Source organism: Cohnella algarum, from assembly GCF_016937515.1.
Taxonomy (GTDB): domain Bacteria; phylum Bacillota; class Bacilli; order Paenibacillales; family Paenibacillaceae; genus Cohnella; species Cohnella algarum.
On sequence record NZ_JAFHKM010000002.1, the window covers coordinates 6,094,747 to 6,118,009 of the forward strand.

Below are 23,263 nucleotides of genomic sequence, written 5' to 3' on the forward strand. Positions count from 1 at the left end.
AAACACCCGTTTCCGAACAAGGCCGATCAGCCGCCGTAACGGACGACGACTCCCATCATGTCCTGCGGCGAACGCTCGTAACGGGGATAAATGCCGGGAAGCTCGTCGAACGCGATGCGGTCGGTCACGAGCGAATTCAGCTCGATCCGGTTTTCCTCCAGCATGCGGAGAAACGCCTGCACGTTGCGGCCTTCGGTCCAGCGGACGTAGCCGACCGGGTAATCGAAGCCGCGCTGCTCGTAATCGGCCTCGTAGCGTCCGGGACCTCCGGCCCGCGAAATATGCACGCTGGCCTCCTTCGCGAACAGCAAATCGCGGTCGAACTCGCAGCCCGTATCGCCGACGATGACGACCCTGCCGCGATCCCTCAGCCAGCCGATGGCGGAATCGATCAGATTGTCCTTCCGGCTGCTTGCGCATACGAGCACGGCATCCGCTCCTTTTCCGTCGGTAAGCTTGCCGATCGTCTCCGTCATTTCGTCCTTATCCTTGCAGACGTGGCGGATTCCGCCGGCCCGCAGCCTGTCTCTCCGCGTCTGCAGCGGCTCCAGCCCGACGACCCGGTAGTTCGACGCATGGGCGACGCGGGCGATCAACTGGCCCAAAATGCCGGCGCCCACGACCGCGACCGATTCCCCGAACTGCAGGCCGGCTTGCCTGAGCGCATGGATCGCGATGGCGCCGAGTCCGCCGAAAGCCGCGTCTTCGGACGACACGCCGTCCGGGATCGGGACCGTCAGGTGCTTGGGCGACAGCATCGTTTCTCGGTGGGCGGAAGTCCCGTAGCACGCTACCCGGTCCCCCGGGCGAACGCCGGTCACGCCTTCGCCGACTTCGATCGCGACGCCGGATGCGCTGTAGCCTAGCGACGATTGCGAATTTTTCCGGATCATCAGAAGTTCCGTGCCGATGCTGACGGATGAAAAATCGTTTTTGACCTTTACGTACTGCGGCTTGATTTCGGGATCGGGCAGATCCGCGATGACCGCCGCGCCGTTTCGGGTTTGCAATGCTCGCATAGGCGCCTCCTGATTTATTTCTGATTTACAACTGATTTACCTTTTGTAGCCAAGCATAGATGATTCCGTAATTTTGATGTATTACTGATGTACTGATTATACACACCCTGCAAAAAAGGCGTCAACCATAAATGACGTATTCTTGAGGTTTTATTGATTTTTCCTATTTTATCGTCGTATCCGGGGGAGTGTAAGCGCTATTACTTATCGTCGAAAACGAACCCTATACCCTTTGACCGAAAGCCGCCGGGCTTCAGTCTGGGCGACGCAGGATTAGGCGAAGCTTGAAAAGGATGTATGCCAAACTTCCACTTTCTGAATCGCGAAGAAAAATGGACTCAACCGGATGTTTAACATACGTGCGGAGGCGATGAGATGAGTCACCATGACTCAAATGGATCGTTAGCGCGCGTGCGGTGGCGATGAGATGAGTCACCATGACTCAAATGAATCGTTAGCGCGCTCTGCGGTGGCGGCGAGATGAGTCACCATGACTCAAATGAATCGTTAGCGCGCTCTGCGGTGGCGGCGAGATGAGTCACCACGACTCAAATGGATCGTTAGCGCTCGTGCGGTGGCGGCGAGATGAGTCACCACGACTCAAATGGATCGTTAGCGCGCGTGCGGTGGCGATGAGATGAGTCACCATGACTCAAATGAATCGTTAGCGCGCATGCGGTGGCGGCGAGATGAGTAACCACGACTCAAATGGATCGTTAGCGCGCGTGCGGTGGCGGCGAGATGAGTAACCATGACTCAAATGGATCCGCTGAGGGTCGAACCGACTATCGGCGTGGACGAGGAATATCGCTGGAGAAATGGTTTACGTCGTCCGAGCGTGCGCCCGCGCCCGCAAGCTTGCTCAGCGCTTTCGAACGGCGATGAATTTGAACATTCTTTTATACGAAGAAAACGTCAGGGTACATCGCCTGTGGCATTCGCTCAGAAGAGCGAACTCCAAAGCAGAAGAACTTTCAATGGATCGAATGCCTGTCATGCCGAGTTGCGGTACTTGGGCACAGAGGAACACGAACGGAGAATAGCCCCGCAAGCGGTCGGCTTGGCGGGCAACCCGGAAGACGTGCGCTTCGTTCGAAGACGCGCGCTCTCCCGAACCGCCGTTCAAGCCCGGCCTGCGGGGCGACGTTATCGTGCCTGATTGCATCTGACCGTATCCGATCGAATCTATCGGTCCGGAACCGATTATCCGCGTTCTCCCGACGGAACTTCCCGGCCTTCCCCGCCGGGAACGCTCGCGGGCGCGAACAGCGTCCTGAGCTTGCCGTGAAGCTCGGGTTCGTCGATCATGCCGGACCAGTATTCCTTCAAGCCTTTCGTCAGTTGCCGCAAGTCGTCGATTCGCAGCCCGATGTCCCGGTGGTAGGCAAACGAAGGAAACATCTCGCGGAACATGGAGTAGCGGGACGGACGTTTCAAGCCTTCGCCGAGCGGCCGTTCCGCCGACTCCTTCCGCGCGGGAATGCTCACCGTCCGGTCGCGGATCAGATTTTGCGCTTCGGCCGACGTCAGAAACTCGACGAACCGCCGGGCCGCTTCCTTCGCGTTGGAATGGCGCACGAGCGACACCCCGATCGACAGCAGCAGCGTCCGCTGCGGGTCGCCCCGCCGCAGGCTCGGGAGCGGACAAATATCGTATTCCAGCGGCAGGTGGGCGAATTCGTTCAAGTTGAAGTACGTGCACAAAATCACGGAAACTTGCCCGTCGGCGAACAGCTGGACCGTTTCGTCGTTGCCGTGCGCCCAATAATTCGGAAACACGTCGCGGCTCGCGATGAGCCCGTTCAGCGTATCGAGCCCTTCGATCACTTTCGAATCGATCGGAACCGCCCCGCCCGGGGCGTTCGTCCGGTTGCCCATGCCTTGCAGCAGAAAGACCGAATACCGGTTTTCCGACGTCGGCAAAAAGTAAATGCCGTGGCGGCCGCGGGTTTCGGCCAGCTTGGCGGCGGCGTTTTGCAAATCGTGCCACGTCCAGTAGCTGTCCGGCTCGTGCAGCCCCGCTTCGCGGAAATGGGCCTTGTTATAGCACAATACGACGGGCGAGAACGAGACCGGCTTGGCATAGGTCGCCCCCTCGAACTGAAACGCCTCCTCCGCGATCGGGTACAGCTCCCGGTCGGGCTCCAGCTCCTCGAGCAGCGGAGCAAGTCCGAGTTCGGTCCATTCCTGGAATTGCGGGCTGTTGAACGTAACGATGTCCAGCAGGCCGTTCGCGATCATTTCTTCGGCGGATTGCACGTAGCTTCCATGGTTAAGCGTAATCCGCCGGACGTGAATGCCCGGGTTTCGGCGGCTGAATTCCGAAATCAACTCGTCGATGCGAAAATCCGTCGGCAGCGAAATCGGACAGCCGAAATTGAGCGTGATCGCCTCTTTCGCCCTGGGCGTTACCATGCTGCCGACCCTGTCGATCTTGACGATCAGCTGCTCTTCGACGAGCTGGTCGAGCCCTTTCCGGATCGATTTGTTGCTCAAGTTGAACTGCTTGGCCAGCGCGCTCTCCGAAGGCAGGTAGGTTCCCTCCTGGCGGATGCCGTTCAAAATTTCCATCCGGAGCACGCTGACGAAATGGTCCAGCCGTTCCTGGAAGGACGGGCGGTCTGATTTATAACTCATGTATACTTCACCTATTTCTCGCATCATAAACATCAGAATTTATTTTTAAGCATTTCCTATCAAATGTCAACTCCTCGACCGCGTTCGGAAGAAGCCCCTTGACGCAGGCCTCTTATGTGATTTAAATTGACACAAACCGAACCTGTTTTTATATCGCTCGAATGAAGGAAGTGGTCGCATGCTTAAAGAAAAAAACGCTCTGTCGAACGACTGGCATCCGGTCATCATGTCGGCCGATCTGGCGGAACGCCCCGTGTCCGCCGTCGTCTTCGGCGAGAAAATCGTCGTGTTCCGGACGAGCGGCGGGGTTCATGCCTTCAAGGATTTATGCATCCATCGCGGCGTCCCGCTGTCGCTGGGCAAGGTGGAAAACGACGAACTCGTCTGCCCTTACCACGGCTGGCGGTACGACGGCTGCGGAGCCTGCGTGCGCATTCCGGCGCTGCCGCCGGAGCAAAAAATTCCCGCCAAGGCGAAAGCGATCGCCTATTCGTGCGTCGAATCCCGGGGCATCGTCTGGGTATGCCTCGGAACGCCAAGCGGCGCCCATCCGCTGGTCGGCACGGAGCCGGAGCCCGGCTTCAAGGATTTGCCGATCGGCCCTTACGACCTTCAAGCGGCCGCGCCCCGTTCGGTGGAAAATTTTCTCGACGTTTCCCATTTGATGTTCGTTCACGAAGGCCTGCTCGGCGACAGCCAATTTCCCGAGATCAACGATTACCATGTGCATGAAATCGACGGCGTTCTCCGCTCGGACGAAATCGTCGTCTACCAGCCCGATCCCGACGGGCGCGGCAAGGGCGTAAACAGCATTTACGTTTACGAGGTGTTCGGGCCGTTCTGCGTCGCGTTTACGAAACGCAGCGACGACTCGGACGAAGTCATGCGGCTGTACATGATCGTCCTGCCGGAAAGCGAGAAGAGCAGCCGGGCGTTCATGCTCCAGCAGCGGAATTACTCGTTCGACGTGGACGACGAGGTGTTCATCCGCTTTCAGGACACGCTGCTCGAGCAGGACCGGGTCATGCTGGAGAACCAGAAGCCGGAGCTGCTTCCGCTGGATTTGCAAGCCGAGCTGCACCTGAAATCCGACCGAATGAGCATCGCCTACCGGAAGAAACTCAAGGATTGGGGCGTCACGTTCGGAACCGAATGAATGCGGCCTCGATTGTTACGGCCGATCTCGCCCCCCGGACCGATCCCGGGAAAATCTTTACCGTTTTTATGTCTTCGCGGGAATCGGAATCAGCTTTGGCTTCATTTATTACGTGGCCAAAGGCATTCATTTCTCATCCGGCTCCAGAGGCAAAAAAACGCAAAAAGAAGCCTCCGGCCAAAAGGCGGCCGAAGGCGAGGTCGCGACCGAACGCGGCGAGTAACGGGTACTTCCATTGCGAGCAGCCGGGGCCTCTCGCGCTCCCGGCTTTTCTCGCAAGGCGTCAAGCTCCGCGGCCGCAAAAGCCGGGCGATCGTCCCCGCTACGCTCACCACCCGATCGCCGCGCCGTCGCACCGGGGATCCGTGCCTCCGACCCGGAAGCCGTTGTCGTCGATTTGAATCGCATGGGCGTGGCCGACGACGCCGTCGTACGCTTCCACGGTCCGGACGAGATGGCCCGCCTCCGCGAGCGCCTGCCGAACCGGTTCGGATATCCGGCTTTCCAGCCGCAGCTCCCGAGTCGGTTCCCCCCACGAACGTCCCCATAACCATCGCGGCTCCGATACGGCCTGCTGCGGGTTCATTCCGTAGTCGATCATCCGGGTGAGCAGCGCCGTCTGCGTTTGCGGCTGACCCTCCCCGCCCTGCGTCCCGTACAGAATATAGGGCTTGCCGTCCCGGCACGCCATCGCCGGCATAAGCGTATGGAACGTCCGCTTGTTCGGCTCGAGCCGGTTGACGTGATTCGGATCGAGAGAGAAGAAGGAGCCCCGGTTTTGCAGCAAAATGCCCGTATCGCCGGCCGTAACCGCAGAGCCGAATTCGAAATACAGACTTTGGATAAAAGACACCGCATTCCCTTCTCCGTCGACGACCGCCGCGTAGGCCGTGTCGCTCCCGATCGGATTGGCGGCGTATTCGAGCGCTCGCGCCCGGTCGATTTGCCGGGCCAGTTCCTCGGCGTACGTTTTCGAGAGCAGCCGCTCGAGCGGAACTTCGGCGAATTCCGGATCGCTCAAATACCGGTCGCGATCCTTGAACGACAATTTCAGCGCCTCGATAAGAAGATGATAATAATCGTAGGAGCCGTGTTCGATGGACGGCAAATCGAAACGCTCCAGCATGTGCAGCGTCATAATGCCGGTAAAGCCCTGCGAATTGGGCGGCAGCTGGTACAGCTCGTGCCCGCGGTACGAGCCCTTCGCCGGCGCGACCCAGTTGCCGGCATGCCGCTCGAAATCCTCGAGCGTCAGCAGTCCGCCCCGATCCTTAAGCGAACCTGCGATGCGCTTCGCCAGATCGCCTTTGTAGAAAGCGTCGCGGCCTTTCGTCGCGAGCTCTTTGAGGCTCTTCGCCAGCTGCGGCTGCTTCCACTTCGCGCCGGCTGCCGGCACGCTCCCGCCCGGCAGGAAAATATCCGCCGTGAACGGCTCGGCGGCCAAAACGGCGAACCGGCTCACCGTATTTTCGTGCTGGTCCGGCGAAACCGGAAAGCCTTCCGCCGCATACTCGACGGCCGGCTCCAGCACCTCGCTCCAGGGCAATCTGCCGTATTCGCGGTGAACCGCATCCCAGCCGTCGACCATGCCGGGCACGGTGACGACGCTGCGGACGCCTCGCTGCGGAATGGCGTCTTCGCCGGCAAACGTATCCCGCGTGACGAGCCGCCCGGACCGTCCGCTTCCGTTGTACGCCCTGACGCCGCCTTCCCCGCTATCGTGCAACAGCCAAAAGGAGTCTCCGCCTAGCCCGGTCATATGCGGGTAAACGACGGCGAGACAGGCGCTGACCGCCACCGCCGCATCGAAGGCGTTGCCTCCTTTTTGCAGGATGCGCGCTCCGGCCGCGGAGGCCAGATGATGGGGGCTGACGACCATCGTTTTCGTTCCGGTTATCGGTTTAGGGATCAAGTTCGTTCGCTCCGTTCGTCGGTTAATAAAAATAACGGTCTTCCGAACCGTTTCGGTTGTCCCATGATGCTTGCTGAAACGATCATTGGGGCCTGACACTTGCTTTTCATCTTACCTTCTTTTTTTCGCAAAGTCATGACCCCCGAAACGTCCTTGTACAGGTTCCTAAAAAACGGGAACCCGTTTGTGGCGCATGCATAAAGGACGTACTCCGTTCGCATGACCCGGTGTGGGATTCCGTAAGATTGTGCGGGGGTGTGCGGGGGGTGCGGGGGTGCGGGGGGTGCGGGGGGTGCGGGGGGTGCGGGGGTGCGGGGGGTGCGGGGGGTGCGGAACGACGCTGATTCGACGATGCTTGGTTGGAATTTATCCAACCCAAATCGGCTTTTTCGCAAACCTTTTTGGCTTGATTGGATTTTGTCCAATCTGGCGAGACCTTTACCGCGTTTTCGCCCCAATTTCAGGCTCCTCGTTGGATAAAATCCACTCTAGATCACGATTTCCCCGTTTTCCGCTCCCTTGATTGGACAAAATCCAACATAGGCCTCTATCCGCTTGAGCGATCCCACTCCGCCTCCCCTTATTTTTCATAAAACTCTTTGGCAAGGCGAAGAACTTGAACGTTCCAATATGCCAAGCAAAACGCTTGGCATATTGGAACGGCAGCGCCTTCGTAGCGGGACGAAGCGCTAGAGGGGGAGACCGGATGAGCAAGTTGCGCGGCGAACGAGCCGATGAAGGCGAAATTTTCGGGTACATTCGAGGGTTGCGCGGATTCAAAACCGGACATGCGCCCGGCATCGCGAACCGATTCAAAAAGCAAGCTCCATCGCGGCAAGCAGGAAAGGCGCGACCCCTTTCGGATCGTCGCAGACGACGGGCTCCCCGACGTAGTAGGCGAAGGAGCCGTCCCGATACGGATGGCCGCCCAGCCCGGCGACCCGGTTGATGCGGCAGAGGCGGAACGTTCCGTCCGCATCGGCGCGCGCCGCATGCCGGAGCAAGCCCGCGAAGCCCCGCTCGGCCGTCCCTTCGAAGACGGAAGGAACGACGCCAAGCCGGATTCCTTTCAAAATGGCGTAGACGAACATGGCGGTCCCGGAAGCTTCGGCGTAATTGCCTTCGCGGCCGCCCGCGTCCGTAATTTGATGCCACATGCCGGTTTCGGCATCCTGGTAAACCGTTACCGCCGACACGAGCCGCTCCAACATCGCGGCAAGCCGGCTCTTCCCGACGTGCCCGGCCGGAAACCGCTCGAGCGAATCCGCGAGCGCCATCATGTACCAGCCGATCGAGCGGCTCCAGAAATGCGGCGAGCAGCCGGTGATGCGGTCGGCCCACGCCTGCTCCCTCGATTCGTCCCAGCCGTGGTAAAGCAGGCCCGTCTTCGGGTCGCGCGCATGACGCTCCATCAGCTCGAACTGGATCGCGATATCGTCGAACTCCTCCGGCCGGCCCGATCCGAACGCGGCCGCGAGCATGCAGCGGAACGGACCTGCCATGTACAGCCCGTCCAGCCACATTTGCCGCGGATAAATCCGCTTGTGCCAGTACCCGCCCTCCGTCGTCCGGGGCTGCTTCTCAAGCTGAAGCGAAAGCAGCCGAATCGCCTTCGCGTACTTCTCCCGGCCGGTCCGCTCGTACAGCGGAAACAGCAGCCGGCCCATGTTGATCTGATCCAGATTGTAATCGGTCCGTTCGTACGTGCGGATCGCGCCGTCTTCCGTCACGTAACGGTCGACCTGCTCCCGGACCAGCCCGAAATGCCGTTCGTCTCCCGTTAGCTGGTATAGCCGGTAGATCGCATGCAGCATCGTGCCGTTCTCGTAATTCCAGGTGTCGGCGTACGGCGGCTTCCGGCCGGCACGATAGATTCGCCCGGCATAGGCATCCGTCCACTCCGCAACCTTCTCGCGCAATTCGGCCCGGTTCACATCGCTTCCCTCCCGTCCGCAGCTTTCCGCCGCGCGTCTTCCGCGAACGCGTGCCGGTGCGGCGCCGGGCGTCTTTTCCCGGCGCCGGTCGGCTCGCCCGCTCTCCGTCACTTATGGATGCTGTCGTAGGATTCCTGGAACTCCCGGATGACCTCGTCGCCGCCCGCTTTGCGCCAGTTCTCGATTTCCTTCTGCCAGCCGGCTTCGTCGATCTCGCCCATGATGTACTTGGTCATGGCGTCGCCGATCATCGTCTCCAGCTCGTTGCCCCGCTCCGAGTACATCGCCGACGTCAGCGTCAGCGCCTCGTTCGGCACCGCGTACTGCAGGTTCTCTTTGGCCATTCTCGTCCCTTTTTCGCCCTGCGGCGTATCTTTGAGCGGCTTCGTGTTATACCCTTCCACGTACAGCAGGTTGTCGCGGTACGGCTTGACCTCCAGCTGGAACGCGTCGAAATCGGTTATTTCCGTCTTTCCGTCGTCCGTGTCGGCGTAGTGCACGTCCTTGATTCCGCGGACGAGCAAATTCGCCGCGTCCTCGTTCATCATATCGTCAAGGAAGGCCAAAATCCGTTTCAGCTCGTCTTCCGTCTTGACCGACGACTTCGGTATCGCCAGGAAGCCGTTATGCCCCGGCTCGCCCGCCAGGCGAATGCCGTCCGGGCCGATAAAGCCCGAGTTGTCGACGACGGCGTCCGGATCCGCTTTCGTCAGCCGCTCATGCTGGCTTTTCAAAGCTCCGGCGACGGAATTGCCGAAGCCTGCCGTTCCCGCATCGAACTTCAGGCCGACCTCGGACCCGTCCAGAACGGCGAAATCCTGATTGATCAGCTTCTCCTCGTACATGCGGCGGAACATGCTCAGCACCTCGAAAAACTCCGGCTGCGTAAAATCCGGCGTCATCTTGCCGTCGACGATCCCCCACTTGTTGACGCTGCCGTTCGCGACCGCAAGCCTTGTGAGCAGCGCGGAAATGCCCGTGTTGTACTGTTTGTCTAGCATCCAACCGTACGTGTCGTCCTTGCCGTTGCCGTCCGGATCGCCGGTGACGAACGCCTTCTGCGCCTCGTACCACTCGTCCGGATTGGTCGGAATGTCGAGCCCGAGCTTGTCCAGCCAATCCTTCCGGTAGTTGAAGGTAGCCCTGCCCATGTCGCGAAACAGCGGCACGCCGTAAATTTTTCCTTCTACCGAGATGTTTTTGTAATGCTGCTCGTCCTGCGCGGACAAATTCGGATACTCCGGCAAGTACGGGCCGATCTCCCAAAAATCCCCCGACCGGATCGCGTTGATGACGAGCGGCACGTAGTTCAGCTTGATGATTTTCGGCATTTCCTTGGACGCCATCATGACGCTGACTTTCTCGTCGTAGGCGGACTGCGGGATCCACTGGATGTCGAGCTCCGTTTCGGTATACTCCTCGAGCAGCTTTTCGACGGCGTTGTCCTTGGCCGGAATTTCCCCGACCTGCGTAAGCGCCATGCTGACCGCCAGCGGGCCGCCGTCTTCCGCCTCTCCGGCCCCCCCGGTTTCGCTTCGGGCGCAGCCCGCGAGCACTCCCGCGGCGAGCACGGCCGCGCTCACGCCCATCCACCAACGTTTTGCTGTCATTTCGCAATCCCCCTATTCGAATTGTAGGCCGGTCAGCCTTTGACCGAACCGAGCATAACGCCTTTGACGAAATGCTTCTGCAAAAAAGGATAAACGAGCATAATCGGCAGCGTCGCGAAGACGACGACCGCCATCCGGATCGTCAGCGGCTGGATGTTCATCTCCTCTAGCCGGGACGAATCGCCGATATTGCTTTGCGCCAAAATGACGATTTCGCGCAGGTATACCTGAATCGTCCACTTCGAGCTGTCGTTCAAGTACAGGACCGCGTTGAAAAACGTGTTCCAGTGATCGACGGAATAAAACAGCGCGAACGTCGCGATCGCCGGCCCGGACAGCGGAAGAGCGATGCGGAAAAACACCTCGACATCGTTGCAGCCGTCGATTTTCGCCGAATCCTCCACCTCGGACGGAATTTGCTGAAAAAAGTTTTTGAGCACGATCAGATTGAACGCGCTGATGGCGCTCGGGATCATAAGCGACCATAACGTATTCGTCAGGCCGAGCCCGCTGACAACGAAATAAGTCGGGATCATGCCGCCGCTGAACAGCATCGTAATGAGCACGCCCAGCAGGACGCCCTGCCGGCCGCGAAGCCTCGTTCTCGACAAGGGATACGCCATCGTCGTCGTAAAAATCAGGTTGATGAGCGTGCCGACGACGGTCACGTAGACGGTGATCAGCAGGCTGTTCGTCAAGGTGCCGGTCGAGAAAATATATTCGTAGGCGGCAAGCGACCATTCCCGGGGAAACAGGATCAGCCCCCCGCGGGCCACTTCCTCGGGACTCGTGAACGAGACGGCCAATACGTAAATAAACGGCAGAATGCAAACGCAAGCGACGGCGGACAAAATCGCATAGTTGACGGCGTCGAACAGGCGCCCCCCCGGCGTCCGGTCCCGCATAACGGCGAATGCCTCCTTTCGGCCGCGACACGCGGCTTAATATACGCCTTCCTGGCCGAACTTTTTGGCGGTCCAGTTGGCGCCCAGGACGAGCGCGAGAGCCACGACGGATTTGAACATCCCGACGGCGGCGCTGTAGCTGTACTGGCCCTGCGTCAGGCCCTTCGTATAGACGAACGTGTCGAACACTTCGCCGACTTCGCGGTTGGTCGCGGTCAGCATCAGGAAAATTTGCTCGAAGCCCGTGTCCAGAAAGTTGCCCAGCCGCAGAATGAGCAGGATGACGATCGTGCTGCGGATGGCCGGCAGCGTCACGTGCCAGATTTGGCGCAGCCGGCTCGCGCCGTCGATCCGGGCCGCTTCGTACAGCTGCATGTCGACTCCGGTCAGCGCCGCCAGAAAAATGATCGTGCCCCAGCCGACTTCCTTCCAGATTTGCTGCGAAACGATGACGGTGCGGAACCACTCCGGACTTAGCAGAAACGGGATTTTTTCGCCGGTAAGCCGGTACAGAAGCTCGTTGACGACCCCGTTTTCCGTCGTAAACAGGATGTAGCAGATGCCGACGACGACGACCCATGAAACGAAGTGCGGAATGTAAACGAGCGTTTGCACGAAGCGCTTGAATTTTTCCCGGCGGACCTCGTTCAGCATGAGCGCAAGCAAAATCGGAGCGGGAAAGAAAAAGACGAGATTGTAAATCGCAAGCAGCAGCGTGTTGCGGAACAGCCGCCAAAATTGCGGCTCTCCGAACAGACGCTCGAAATGCTTCAAGCCGACCCACGGGCTGTTCGTAAACCCGAGCCCGGGCCTGAAATCCTGAAACGCCATGACGAGACCGTACATCGGAACGTACTTGAAAATCAGGAAGTACAGCACTCCCGGCAGCAGCATGATGTAGAGCCATTTGTCCCGGACGACGTCCTTGAACAGCTTCCCCGCGCTCTCCTTCCGGATGGCGGCAGCCGTTCCCGCTTGACCGGCCACGGTCGTTCCCTCCCTTCGTCTTGTCTGTCCCGATTATCGCCCGGAGCCGGATGCCAATAAATCCTCCGCTCTTAACCTCTTGGCGCCGGGGCGTTGTTGTAAGCGAATACAAAGAGGGATGCGCAGCTTTTAACCGCCCGATATGCCGCTTTGAACCTCGAAGCTCCGAATTCCGAACCTTAAAGCTGCTGCCGGCTTTCCCGGTATTTGCCCGGCGTCGTTCCCGTCGTCTTGCTGAACGTGCGAATGAACGCGCTCGTGTTTTTGTACTGCAGCTTTTCCCCGATTTCGGCGATTTTCATTTTCGTGTTTTCCAGCATGTCCTTCGCCTTGTTCATCCGGTATTCCGTCAAATACTCGCTGAACGTGACGCCGACTTCTTTTTTGAACACGCGGCTCAAATAGACCGGATGATAGCTCAAAAGCGCCGCGCACGATTCCAGCGAAATTTCGCTGTCGTAGCCTTCGTGCACGAACTTCAGCATAAGGCTTGCGATGCTCTGGTATTGGGATTCGGCTTGCTGGCTCAGCATTTCCGACACGGGCCCGAACAATCGCTCCCGGAACCACAGCACGACCTCGGCACGGGTGCCGAGCGTGAGCAGCTTTCGCGCGATTTGCTCGCCGTTCAGCCAATTTCCGGCGGCGATGCCTTGTTCCTGAACGAGCTGGACGATTTTTCCGACCAGCTGGAGCAGGAGCAGCACATGCTCTTTGAAAAACACTTCCTTTTCGAAAACGGCGGCCAAATATTCGTCGAACGCCTCGTCGCGTTTTTCCGCGTCTCCGGCTTTCAAATAATGGACGATCCGTTCCTCCATCACCTTCAAGTGCGAATAAACCGCGGTTTCTTCCCTGCTTCGCTTGCCGCTGTCGTCGAACCCGGCGATAATGCCGTTGCCGAGGCTCATCCTTCCTTTCAGCGCGGCCAGGCTTTCGCCGTAAGCTTTGACCGTGTCCGCCAGATCGGCGAACGGACGGCTGATGCCGATGCTGACGGTAAGCTTCAAATAATGCTCGACCTGCTTTTGCACCGATTCCGCGGTCCGGTACGCCCGCTCCTTGCCCTCCTGCGGCGAATCGGAGCGGTCGGCGAGCAGCGTCGACTGCGACTGGTCGAGCAGCACCGGATCGAACCTTTCGGAGGAGGGAATCATTTCCGAAACGATGTTGCTTACGGCGAACAGCAGAAGCTCCCGGTCATGTTCCCCGTAGTGCGTATTTTGCAGCGTATCGATTTGCACCGTCATGACGAAAAGCCGGTTCCACGCCTCCGGAAACGCGAACGTCTTCGACTGGGCAAGGAAATGCTGCGCCTTGATTTGCCCCGTAAACAGCTTCAGGACGAGCAGCTCCTTCAAATGGCCGAATTGACTGTGGACCTGGCGCTGAAGCTCGCTTTTCGTCGTCCACAGGGAACGAATGCTGTCCTCGATGCGGAGCATTTCGTTTTGGCGCCGGGATTCCCCCGGCGCCTCCGGCTCCGCTCCGAGTTGGCGGGTCAGGTCCAGCAGCTTCTGAATCGGCATGTACATTCGCCGGCTTCCGTAAAACGCGAGTCCGAATACGAGCGCGAAAATCAGCAGGCAAACTCCGATCGTCAGCAGCGCGATCGCCTTCGTCTGCTTCGTCATTTCGGACACGGAAGAAACGGAAACGTAAGCCCAATCCCCGCCGGGCGAGGACCGGTACGTGACGATGACGGGATCGCCCCCGAGACGGGCGTCGAACGTTCCTTCGGCCATCTGCCCGTCGCGAATGCGGGACCAAATATCGCGATGGATGGCGCGATAGGTTTCCGCCAGCATCTCCTTTTTCGGCTCCGTAATTGGAAACGTTTGCAATAAATCGTTGCCTTCGCCGTCGATCATATAATGCAGGCCGAGCGTATCGGTGTCGGCAAGCAGGCTTTCGACGTCTTTTTTGAGCAATTGGACAACGAGCAGCCCTCTTGGCGGGGCGTTCGAAATGAGCGGTATTTTTTGCACCATCGCAAGCGTTTCCGAATTCGTTTCCGGCCGGCCGGCCGTTTCGGGGAATTCTCCGGTTTCGAAGCTCGCGCCCGTCTCTCCGATCGATTCGCCCGACGCAAAGAAGAGGCTGTTCGGATGCGCGGCGAACGACTCGATCGCCTTCCGGTCCTCATATTCGTCCAGCGGCTTGAACTGGTTGTAGCCGACCAGCCACTCCCGCTCCAGGTTGACGAAATACGCCTGGTGCACCATGACCGACGTCTGCAAATTGCTCAGTCCCTTTGCCATTTCCCGAACCTTGACGAAGTCGCGGGGCGTCCAGGTTTCGTCCAGCGCCTGTTTGACGAGCGAAGTTTGGGAAAATTGCAGCGCTCCGGTTTGCAGCGTTTTGACCATTTGTTCGACGCGCATTTGCGTCTGCAGCAGCAACTGCATGTTGCTGTCCTTCACCTTGTTTTCGATATCGGACGAAGCTATGTAATAGGAAAACAATCCGATGACGATGACGGGAATCGCTCCGATCATAAAGCTGAACCGCAGCAGCCCGATCAAGTAAGTCCGCATGCTCCGAATCCTCCCCCGGTAGAACGATGCCGGACGTATGCCGAATTTAACCTGTACGCCCGTTTGTTTAGAATCGCATACGAACGCCGTTTCCGTCTATATGCAGGGATTAACCAAATCGGGAAAAACGAAAAGAAGCGAAGCCCTCGCGGCCCGCTTCGTCTTTGTCCCGCCTGCTCTTGTCTTTTACCGGTTATGCGGCGTGGCCGGCGCGTTTTGCGCCGGATGCGGAGCGTCGTTCGTGCCGCGAATCGTTTGCTCGGCGAATTCTTCCCCGCGCTTGGCATATTGATTGCCTTTGTTTTTCTTGTACTTGTCTCCCACGAAGCTTCCTCCTCCCGTTTCATGTCGCGTTTCCAAAATGCCCATCGACTCGATATGCCGCTTCGTTTCCTCCGTGCCGAGACGATGCAGCAAACCGTAAATATTTTGCAGCTGCGAATCGTAGAATTCGTTTCGGCGTTCGTCGCTTACGCTGAGCGCCGACGGAAAATGAAACGCCGCCGCCTCGTCCGCGCTCGACAGCTCGCCGAACAGTTCCTGCAGCTCGTTCACTTCCTCGTCGCTTGCCCGGATCTCGAATTCGAAAGCGGCGGCTTCTTTATCCTCCAGCACCTGACCGGCTCCGACCGCCACGTAATACGTTTTCCGGTTTGCGTCCGCGGGCGGGTCCGCGTTTTCGACAGCTCCGGTTGCACCGCCCGTTTCCTTGCCGATTGTTTCGTCGTTTTGCTCGATTGCCAACGCGACAGCCTCCTTTCACTTCCCTATGGTAACCAACGCGTCGGCTTTCATGCTTGTCCAGAGTCAAAACGGGCCCCCGCGGAATACAGTGTAATCGGGATGTTTGACTAGAGCTTTACCGTCCGTGCCCGGATGGACGAAACGGGGAGGATGAATGTTTATGTGCGGAATTACCGGTTGGATCGATTGGAAGGTCGATTTGACGAAACAAGCGAACATCGTGGAAAAAATGACGGAGACGCTGCAGCTGCGCGGACCCGACGCGTCCGGCACATGGCTATCGCGAAGCTGCGCGTTCGGCCATCGGCGGCTGAGCGTCATGGACCCGCTGAACGGCGCCCAGCCGATGATTCGCCCGACCCGAACGGCGGACGATCACGACTGCGTCATCGTCTATAACGGAGAGCTGTACAATGCGCCGGAGCTGAGAAAGGAACTCGAGCTGCGGGGACATTCCTTTCGCACGACTTGCGATACGGAAGTGCTGCTGCTCTCCTACGTCGAGTGGGGGCCGGCCTGCGTGGACAAATTGAACGGCATTTTCGCGTTCGCGATTTGGCGGACCGACGAGGAAAAGCTGTTTATGGCGAGGGACCGGCTTGGCGTCAAGCCGCTTTTTTATCGGCGGGAAGAAGGCAGGCTGCTGTTCGGATCGGAGCCGAAAGCGATTTTGGCGCATCCGGACGTGCCGGCCGAAGTGGACGGCGAGGGGCTTGCCGAGCTGTTCGCCCTCGGCCCGGCGCGCACGCCGGGAGTCGGCGTCTGGCGCGGCATGTCCGAGCTGAAGCCGGGACATTGCCTGACGTACGACCGCGACGGCATGAAAATAGCCGCGTATTGGCGGCTATCCAGCCGGCCGCATGAGGAAGACGAGCGGGCGACGGCCGAGCGGGTCGGCGAACTGCTCGACGATACGGTGCGGCGGCAGCTCGTCTCCGACGTGCCCGTCTGCACCCTGCTCTCGGGCGGACTCGATTCGAGCGCCCTGACGGCGCTGGCCGTCCGCTATTACGGGGAAACGGAGCAAGGCCAGGTCCATACGTACTCGATCGACTACGTGGATAACGACAAGCATTTTACCGCCCACGACTTCCAGCCGAATTCGGACGCTCCCTGGATCAAGAGAATGAACGAGTTTCTCGGCACGAACCACCATTACGTCCAGTTCGACACGCCCGAACTCGTCGAAGCGCTGGAAGCGGCCGTCCTCGCGAAAGACGTGCCCGGCATGGCGGACATCGACGCGTCGCTGTATTTGTTTTGCCGGGAAATCAAAAAGGACGCCACCGTCGCCATTTCCGGCGAAGCGGCCGACGAGGTGTTCGGCGGCTATCCGTGGTTCCACCGGCAGGAAGCGCTGACCGCCTCGACCTTCCCGTGGTCGCTGTCGGCCGGGCTTCGGGAAAGCGTCCTGTCGCCCGAGCTTAAAGCGCACATACGTCCGCTCGACTACATCGCGGACCGGTACGCCCAGGCGCTGGGCGAAGTGCCGAAGCTGCAGGGAGAAGACGAAGCGGCGGCAAGGATGCGCGTCATGTCGTACTTGAACATCACCCGCTTCATGCCGACGCTGCTCGACCGCAAAGACCGGATGAGCATGGCCGCCGGCCTCGAGGTGCGGGTTCCCTTCTGCGACCATCGGCTCGTCGAATACGTGTTCAACATCCCATGGGAACTCAAAATGGCGGGACAGCGCGAAAAAGGCATTTTGCGCCGGGCGCTGGAAGGCGTGCTGCCGGACGACGTGCTGTACCGGAAAAAAAGCCCCTATCCGAAAACCCACAACCCGGCCTACCTCGAAGCGGTTCGCTCGCTCCTGACGGAGCGGCTGAACGACCCGTCGTCGCCGCTGCTGCCGCTCATCGACGCGGAGCATATCCGCGGCCTGGTCCGGACGGCCGACGCGCGCTCCCATCTGCCGTGGTTCGGCCAGCTGATGTCGGCGCCGCAGCTGTTCGCCTATTTGCTGCAATTCGATTTCTGGCTGCGGAAATACAACGTGTCGATCGTGTAAAAACGCGCGCGAAAAGCCGGAAATGGCCATGGCGGCGGCCGTCCCGGTTTACCCGTTCCGGCCCGAGTCCGGCTGCAGCTGCCCGAGAAGCTTGCGCAGGGCGTGGCCGCGGTGGCTCAGCGCGTTTTTTTCCTCGACGGTCACTTCGGCCATCGTCTTGCCCAGCTCCGGCAGCCAGAAAAGCGGATCGTAGCCGAATCCTCCGGCGCCCGCCGGCCGGTCGACGATAAACCCGCGGACCTCGCCTTCCGCCGCCGCCCGAACCCGGCCGTCCGGATATGCCAGCACGAGCGAGCTGACGAAGCGCGCCGGACTTAGCAGCCTCGCCCCTTCCGGCAATGACGCGCCGGCCTCCGCGGCGATAACGGCGGAATCCGCCGAGCGTTCGCCGACGGCCGCCGCCAGTTCCCGCAGCAGCTTCGCGTTGTTGTCGGCGTCGCCGGCGCCTTCCCCCGCGTAGCGCGCCGAGTAAACGCCCGGCGCGCCTTGGAGCGCGTCGACGCAAAGACCCGAGTCGTCGGCCAGCGCCGGCAGTCCGGTCGCTTTCGCGACGGCTTGGGCCTTGATCAGCGCGTTATCGTAAAAGGTCGCGCCCGTCTCCTCGATCTCCGGAATGTCCTGCTCGAGCTCGTTCAAATCTTTCGTCTCGAGCCCCAGCTGCGCAAAGGCGGCGCGAAACTCCCGCGTCTTGCCCCGGTTGCGGGTCGCGACGATGACCGTTCCGCCGGCGCCGATCATAGGTGCACCGTCCCGATTCTCGCGCCCGCTTCGCCGAGCGAATCGCGCTGCATCGCGATCAGCTGCCGGATGCCTTCTTCGGCCGCTTCGAGCAAATCGTCAAGTTCCTCCCGCGAGAAAGGCGCCTCCTCGCCGGTCCCCTGCACCTCCACGAACGAACCGTTGCCGGTCATGACCACGTTCATGTCCACCTTGGCCTTGGAGTCCTCTTCGTAATTCAGGTCCAGCAGCGTCTGCCCTTGAAGCTGTCCGACGCTGATCGAAGCCAAATAGTCGGAAACCGGATAGGTCGCAAACGAAACCGTCTTGGATAGCTTATGTACGGCGAGAGCGAGCGCGATAAACGCTCCCGTAATCGAGGTCGTCCGGGTTCCGCCGTCCGCCTGCAGCACGTCGCAGTCCAGCGTAATCGTTCGTTCGCCGAGCGCGTCAAGGCGAACGACGGAGCGCAGCGCCCGGCCGATCAATCGCTGGATTTCCATCGTGCGGCCGGTCAATTTCCCCCGGCTCGCTTCCCGCGGGTTCCGCGTTTGCGTCGCGCGGGGCAGCATCGAATATTCGGCCGTCACCCAGCCCTTGCCCTGCCCTTTCATGAAGGGCGGCACTTTCTCGTCTACCGTGGCGGTGCAGAGCACCTTCGTATCGCCCATCTCGATGAGCACCGAGCCCTCGGCAAATTTATTCGGATGTAGCGTTACGGCAAACGGCCGCAGCTCGCGGGGTTGCCTTCCGTCGGATCGCATATCGGTTATTCCTCCTGATTCTCGTCAAATCTCTCCCATTTTACCAAAGTCCCCGGTCAAAAGCACACCGCCGGAAGGCAAACGCGGGAAGCGGCTTCAAACGTATGGCTTTCCGGCCGGCGGGCAATCTAGGGAAACCGCGTTCCGCGGCGAACGCCCGGCCGGAGCGTTTCGAGGGCAAAAGACAGACTGCGCCTCCTCCTTGAATCGGAAAAGGCGCAGCCGTTCGGCGCGGCGGAAAACGGCTTTTCGAAATCCGAAATCCCTTTTCCGCGAGGGCGTTTTTCGTTCGATGCTCTTCCAAGCTTCGGGCGGTACGTTAGCGGGTCAGCGCGTTGATTCGCTCGGGGCGGCCGACCGGTTCCGAATAGGACGTCTTGGCGGAATCGACCAGCGATTCCTCGCCGTTGATGGAAATATGGACTTTCCGCGAGCCCGCGGATTCCGTAATCGTAAGCACGACGGCCTGCATCATGTCCGCAGATACCGTTTGTTCGGGCTCCCACCCCGCATCCTTAAGCGAAACGTCGATCCGGTCGGACGCCGTCGCGAGTTCCTCCACGGTAACGGACGGGGCTACGACGGGCAGCAGATGGTCGCGGTCGCCCGGCCCTTTGATCAGCTCCTCCAAGGCGGCCCGGCCTTTGTCCGCGGTGCGTTCGACCAGGCGAGTAACCGGAATGAAGTAGCCTTCTCCCTCTTCCGATCGGGCGGAGAAGTAAAGCGTGACGGCCATCGATCGGCTGGCCTGAATGCCGGGAGTCCGCTCGAGATTGATCCCGTAGCTCCGGGTGAGGGTCTCGGCCAGCGGAAGGCCGGAAGCCGGAAGCTGGCGGAGCGGCTGACCGCCGCTTTCGATTTTGACCTGACGGATGCCGGGAATTTCCGTCATCGTCCAGACGATAGCTTCGACCGTTTTTCGCTCGCGGTCCGCGGCAAGCTTCGGAAACGGCTGGGCGAAATTCACGGTTGCGGTCCCCGTTTCTTCGTCGGTTTTAATGGATTCGAAAACCGTGCCCTCGGGCAAAATCGGGGCGAATCCTTGCGGCAGCTGCTCGGCTTGACCGGATTTTTCGACGAGCCAGGCGGCCGCTTTTTCTTCCTGGGAGCGCTTGTCCGCGCCGTTTTGCGGAAGGCTTAACGTCATCGGCGCCAAATAACCGTTGCGATCCATCAGATAGACGGTAAGCTCGTCCGCTTGTTGGCCGGCCGCTTCCGCCGCTGCGGGATGCGAGGTTCCGGACCCGGATGGCGCTCCGTTGCCGGAAGCCGCCTGCGCTCCGATTTGGGAATCGGCAGGCGTTTCCGTTTGCGCGCCGGGTTCCCCTTCCGGTTGGGCGACGGCAGGCGTTTCCGGCTCGCCCGTTCCCGTCGGGGCCTGCAGCCCGGCCTCTGCGGCCTGAATCATCTGCCGTTCCAGCTCTGCCGGCGGCGGGTCGATGGGGTTCGAGCTTTGCGAACCCAGATCGCCCAGTCCGCAGGCCGCGAGAGGAATCAGCACGGCTACGGCAAGCAGCTTGGCGTAACGGCTTCTTCGTTTTTTCCGTTTCATCCAAATTCCTCCTAGTCGGGGGATTCGTTAACACCCTTTTCCCCGTTTGTAGTACTATGTATACGAGCCCTGGGAATAAGATATGAAAGGTTTGTCCTGCCGCTTTGCGAAAACGGATCGAGAAGAGGTGCCATCAATGTCCGAATTGAACAACTACCGCCTGAACAGCAAAGAAGTGGCGCAAGCTACCGAGGAATGGTTGATCAAACGCGGTGTGAACAAGGGACAAATCGGCCAGCTGGTCATGCTCCTTCAAAAGGAATACTTCCCCGAATTGACGCTGGACGAATGCATAGCGAACGTGGAAGCGGTTCTGTCCAAACGCGAGGTGCAGAACGCGATTTTGACCGGCATTCAATTGGATATTCTGGCCGAGGAAGGAAAGCTCCTGCCGCCTTTGCAAAACATGATCTGGAACGACGAAGGCCTGTACGGGTGCGACGAAGTGCTCGCCCTCAGCATCGTCAACGTCTACGGGAGCATCGGCTTTACGAATTTCGGCTACGTGGATAAGCTCAAGCCGGGCATTTTGAAAAAGCTGAACGATCGCTCCGACAAGGAAATTCATACGTTTTTGGACGATATCGTAGGAGCGATCGCCGCCGCCGCTTCCAGCCGGATCGCGCACCGCAAGCAGGCGGAACGCGAAGCCGCCGCGGATTTCGGTTCGTCGGACTGAGTTTACGACAAGCAGGCATCGCGGATCCGCGGGGTCTGGCTCCGTCTGCGGCGCATAAAGCAAAAAGCCGTTTCCCGGCATCCGCCTGGGGGACGGTTTTTTTTGCGCGCTATTTCTTTCGCATGCGTGTCGGCGGCTCCGGAAGCTGACGACCGGGCGAACGACTTTTGTATAAACGATTGATAGGTTGAGATGGGTCAAAGCAACTCGTGCAAGTACGGTTGGATGCGTCCGGCGGGGCCAGATGAGCAACTACGACTCAACTGATTCGACGGTGGGCGCGCGGAGGGGGCCAGATGAGTCCGCCACGACTCAAATGGTTCCACAGCGAGCGCGCGGAGGGGGCCAGATGAGTCGCTACGACTCAAATGGTTCCACAGCGAGCGCGCGGAGGGGCCAGATGAGTAACTACGACTCAAATGGTTCCACAGTAGGCGCCGCGGAGAGGCCAGATGAGTCGCTACGACTCAGATGGTTCCACAGTAGGCGCCGCGGAGAGGCCAGATGAGTCGCTACGACTCAACTGGTTCCGCAGCGAGCGCGGAGGGGGCGAGATGAGTCGCTACGACTCAACTGGTTCCACAGTAGGCGCCGCGGAGGGGCCAGATGAGTCGCTACGACTCAACTGGTTCCACAGTAGGCGCCGCGGAGGGGCCAGATGAGTCGCTACGACTCAACTGGTTCCACAGTAGGCGCCGCGGAGAGGCCAGATGAGTCGCTACGACTCAACTGGTTCCACAGCGGGCGCCGCGGAGGGGGCCAGATGAGTCGCCACGACTCAGATGGTTCCACAGCGGGCGCGCGGAGGGGGCCAGATGAGTCGCTACGACTCAGATGGTTCCACAGTGCGAGCGCGGAGGGGCCAAATGAGTCGCTACGACTCAACTGGTTCCGCAGCGGGCGCGCGGAGGGGGAGAAGGCATTGGCCGGCTCCCCTTCGTTCGAGACCATCGGCGCTCGAAGCAGCCGTAGACGGCCGCCGTCATGGGGGAGCCGCTGCCCCCGCCTTGGGTTCACGGACGGATCGCGAAGCGAACCGTTTGCCGGCCGTTCGCGCCCTCCGGCCCCTCGGCCGCCTGTCGGCAAAGCGCTCCCGCCCGCTCCAGCCGAACGAGATGGGCGATTGTTTCCGCGAGGCCGAAGCGCAAATTATGGGCGTTGCCGCGCAGCCGGGCGCCGAAGATCCGTTCGCATACTTCGAACGGGGTGAGCGGCCCGGCTTCGGCAATCAGCCCGCGCATCTCCAAAAGCCTCCGGTCGTGATGGCGCAGCGTGCTCTCGATCCGGCCGGCAAAATCGGAGAACGGATCCCGATGGCCCGGAAACGCCGTCGCGACGTCGTAGCCGCTCAACTTCCGCAAGCTGTCGTAAAACGATAGCAGCGGGTCGGGATCGCCTCCGGGAAGCCAGCCGATGTTCGGCGTGATGTCGGGCAGCACCTGGTCCCCGCACAGCATCCTGCGGCCGCGGGCGTCGTAAAAGGAAACGTGCCCGGGCCCATGCCCTTCCCCGCCGATCGCCAGCCATTCGGTTCCCGCCATCGCGACGGGAAGCCTCTCGCCGGGAACGATCTTCCGCACATCCGCCGGATGCGGTACCACCTGGCGCCGAACGCCGCCCAAATGCTCCCGCATGCCCGGCACAAGCTCGTCCGGCAGGCCGAACGCGAGGAACGCCTCCACCAGCTCGTCCGAGAACGTCTCGGACTTCCCCCACATTCGTTGCGCGGCCCGGAAAGCCGCCTCGGAAATATAAACGGGAGCCCCCGTCCTCTCCTGAAACCACCCGGCCAGCCCGTAATGGTCGGGATGGTGGTGGGTCAGGACGACGGCCGCAATATCGCCGAAGCCGATGCGAAGCTCCGGGAGCAGCCGCTCCCAGCATGCTTCCGCATCCGGCCAGCGCAAACCGGGATCGATCAGCGTCCAGCCTCCGTCCCCCGGAAGCAAATAGGCGTTCACCCATTTCAAGGAGAACGGCAGCGGGACTTTGACCCGAAGCCAGCCGCCGTCATATACAGTCGTCATATCCGCATTCATAACGTAGATCCGAGCATCCCTTCCGACGCAGCCGGACGACGACGCCGTCATTCGTCC

16 protein-coding genes are annotated in these 23,263 nt (G+C 60.1%); 3 read left to right on the forward strand and 13 right to left on the reverse strand.

Annotation, left to right across the window (positions count from 1 at the left end; translation table 11 throughout):
- Positions 1-26: 26 nt before the first annotated feature.
- The gene (locus tag JW799_RS27665) at positions 27-1,019 is read right to left on the reverse strand and encodes a zinc-dependent alcohol dehydrogenase (RefSeq protein WP_205432706.1); all 993 of its coding nucleotides are present in this window, start codon (positions 1,017-1,019) and stop codon (positions 27-29) included.
- Between the two features lie 1,203 nt (positions 1,020-2,222).
- Entirely contained in the window at positions 2,223-3,656 is a 1,434-nt protein-coding gene (locus JW799_RS27670) for an extracellular solute-binding protein (RefSeq protein WP_080836914.1), read from the reverse strand.
- 178 nt (positions 3,657-3,834) lie between these two features.
- Between JW799_RS27670 and JW799_RS27675 the strand changes: the two genes are divergently transcribed.
- The gene (locus tag JW799_RS27675) at positions 3,835-4,812 is read left to right on the forward strand and encodes an aromatic ring-hydroxylating oxygenase subunit alpha (protein WP_205432707.1); all 978 of its coding nucleotides are present in this window, start codon (positions 3,835-3,837) and stop codon (positions 4,810-4,812) included.
- A 328-nt stretch (positions 4,813-5,140) separates the two neighbouring features.
- Here JW799_RS27675 and ggt read toward each other — a convergent pair whose 3' ends face one another.
- The 7 genes from ggt to JW799_RS29100 all read right to left on the reverse strand — a co-directional run bounded on the left by ggt (position 5,141) and on the right by JW799_RS29100 (position 15,441).
- On the reverse strand, positions 5,141-6,691 hold the full coding sequence (gene ggt / locus JW799_RS27680; RefSeq protein WP_205433128.1) for a gamma-glutamyltransferase: 1,551 nt from the start codon (positions 6,689-6,691) through the stop codon (positions 5,141-5,143).
- An 845-nt stretch (positions 6,692-7,536) separates the two neighbouring features.
- Positions 7,537-8,658: a glycoside hydrolase family 88 protein gene (locus JW799_RS27685; protein ID WP_205432708.1), complete on the reverse strand. Its 1,122-nt coding sequence runs from the start codon at positions 8,656-8,658 to the stop codon at positions 7,537-7,539.
- Between the two features lie 107 nt (positions 8,659-8,765).
- Positions 8,766-10,268: an extracellular solute-binding protein gene (locus tag JW799_RS27690; RefSeq protein WP_205432709.1), complete on the reverse strand. Its 1,503-nt coding sequence runs from the start codon at positions 10,266-10,268 to the stop codon at positions 8,766-8,768.
- Between the two features lie 32 nt (positions 10,269-10,300).
- Complete coding sequence (locus JW799_RS27695) at positions 10,301-11,173, reverse strand: carbohydrate ABC transporter permease (RefSeq protein WP_205432710.1); 873 nt, start codon at positions 11,171-11,173, stop codon at positions 10,301-10,303.
- Positions 11,174-11,209: 36 nt separating this feature from the next.
- Entirely contained in the window at positions 11,210-12,130 is a 921-nt protein-coding gene (locus tag JW799_RS27700) for an ABC transporter permease (protein ID WP_338026376.1), read from the reverse strand.
- A 209-nt stretch (positions 12,131-12,339) separates the two neighbouring features.
- Positions 12,340-14,697, reverse strand: a complete 2,358-nt coding sequence (locus JW799_RS27705; protein ID WP_205432711.1) for a helix-turn-helix domain-containing protein — start codon at positions 14,695-14,697, stop codon at positions 12,340-12,342.
- A 186-nt stretch (positions 14,698-14,883) separates the two neighbouring features.
- On the reverse strand, positions 14,884-15,441 hold the full coding sequence (locus JW799_RS29100; protein ID WP_240353433.1) for a hypothetical protein: 558 nt from the start codon (positions 15,439-15,441) through the stop codon (positions 14,884-14,886).
- A 160-nt stretch (positions 15,442-15,601) separates the two neighbouring features.
- On the opposite strand from JW799_RS29100, the gene asnB reads away from it, so the two are divergent.
- Positions 15,602-17,455, forward strand: a complete 1,854-nt coding sequence (gene asnB, locus JW799_RS27715) for an asparagine synthase (glutamine-hydrolyzing) (RefSeq protein WP_205432712.1) — start codon at positions 15,602-15,604, stop codon at positions 17,453-17,455.
- A gap of 48 nt (positions 17,456-17,503) precedes the next feature.
- Here the strand turns inward: asnB and JW799_RS27720 are convergent, their stop codons facing one another.
- From JW799_RS27720 to JW799_RS27730, 3 genes are all read right to left on the reverse strand, one after another.
- Positions 17,504-18,193 (reverse strand): non-canonical purine NTP pyrophosphatase, encoded by a 690-nt coding sequence (locus JW799_RS27720; protein ID WP_080836902.1) that lies wholly within the window; start codon positions 18,191-18,193, stop codon positions 17,504-17,506.
- Positions 18,190-18,936 (reverse strand): ribonuclease PH, encoded by a 747-nt coding sequence (gene rph / locus JW799_RS27725; protein WP_080836901.1) that lies wholly within the window; start codon positions 18,934-18,936, stop codon positions 18,190-18,192. The genes JW799_RS27720 and rph overlap by 4 nt, the downstream gene beginning before the upstream one ends.
- 319 nt (positions 18,937-19,255) lie before the next feature.
- Positions 19,256-20,488, reverse strand: coding sequence for a GerMN domain-containing protein (locus JW799_RS27730; RefSeq protein ID WP_080836897.1), 1,233 nt, complete (start codon positions 20,486-20,488; stop codon positions 19,256-19,258).
- Positions 20,489-20,624: 136 nt separating this feature from the next.
- On the opposite strand from JW799_RS27730, the gene JW799_RS27735 reads away from it, so the two are divergent.
- Positions 20,625-21,167: a phosphatidylglycerophosphatase A family protein gene (locus JW799_RS27735; protein WP_080836896.1), complete on the forward strand. Its 543-nt coding sequence runs from the start codon at positions 20,625-20,627 to the stop codon at positions 21,165-21,167.
- A gap of 1,013 nt (positions 21,168-22,180) precedes the next feature.
- On the opposite strand, the gene JW799_RS27740 is transcribed toward JW799_RS27735, so the two are convergent.
- On the reverse strand, positions 22,181-23,257 hold the full coding sequence (locus tag JW799_RS27740) for an MBL fold metallo-hydrolase (protein ID WP_240353434.1): 1,077 nt from the start codon (positions 23,255-23,257) through the stop codon (positions 22,181-22,183).
- Between the last annotated feature and the right edge of the window lie 6 nt (positions 23,258-23,263).

Coding starts and splice junctions, on each gene's coding strand:
- JW799_RS27665 (WP_205432706.1), bottom strand. CDS start 1,019: ATGCGAGCATTGCAAACCCGAAACGGCGCGGCGGTCATCGCGGATCTG.
- JW799_RS27670 (WP_080836914.1), bottom strand. CDS start 3,656: ATGAGTTATAAATCAGACCGCCCGTCCTTCCAGGAACGGCTGGACCAT.
- JW799_RS27675 (WP_205432707.1), top strand. CDS start 3,835: ATGCTTAAAGAAAAAAACGCTCTGTCGAACGACTGGCATCCGGTCATC.
- ggt (WP_205433128.1), bottom strand. CDS start 6,691: ATGGTCGTCAGCCCCCATCATCTGGCCTCCGCGGCCGGAGCGCGCATC.
- JW799_RS27690 (WP_205432709.1), bottom strand. CDS start 10,268: ATGACAGCAAAACGTTGGTGGATGGGCGTGAGCGCGGCCGTGCTCGCC.
- JW799_RS27695 (WP_205432710.1), bottom strand. CDS start 11,173: ATGCGGGACCGGACGCCGGGGGGGCGCCTGTTCGACGCCGTCAACTAT.
- JW799_RS27705 (WP_205432711.1), bottom strand. CDS start 14,697: ATGCGGACTTACTTGATCGGGCTGCTGCGGTTCAGCTTTATGATCGGA.
- asnB (WP_205432712.1), top strand. CDS start 15,602: ATGTGCGGAATTACCGGTTGGATCGATTGGAAGGTCGATTTGACGAAA.
- JW799_RS27720 (WP_080836902.1), bottom strand. CDS start 18,193: ATGATCGGCGCCGGCGGAACGGTCATCGTCGCGACCCGCAACCGGGGC.
- rph (WP_080836901.1), bottom strand. CDS start 18,936: ATGCGATCCGACGGAAGGCAACCCCGCGAGCTGCGGCCGTTTGCCGTA.
- JW799_RS27730 (WP_080836897.1), bottom strand. CDS start 20,488: ATGAAACGGAAAAAACGAAGAAGCCGTTACGCCAAGCTGCTTGCCGTA.
- JW799_RS27735 (WP_080836896.1), top strand. CDS start 20,625: ATGTCCGAATTGAACAACTACCGCCTGAACAGCAAAGAAGTGGCGCAA.
- JW799_RS27740 (WP_240353434.1), bottom strand. CDS start 23,257: ATGACGGCGTCGTCGTCCGGCTGCGTCGGAAGGGATGCTCGGATCTAC.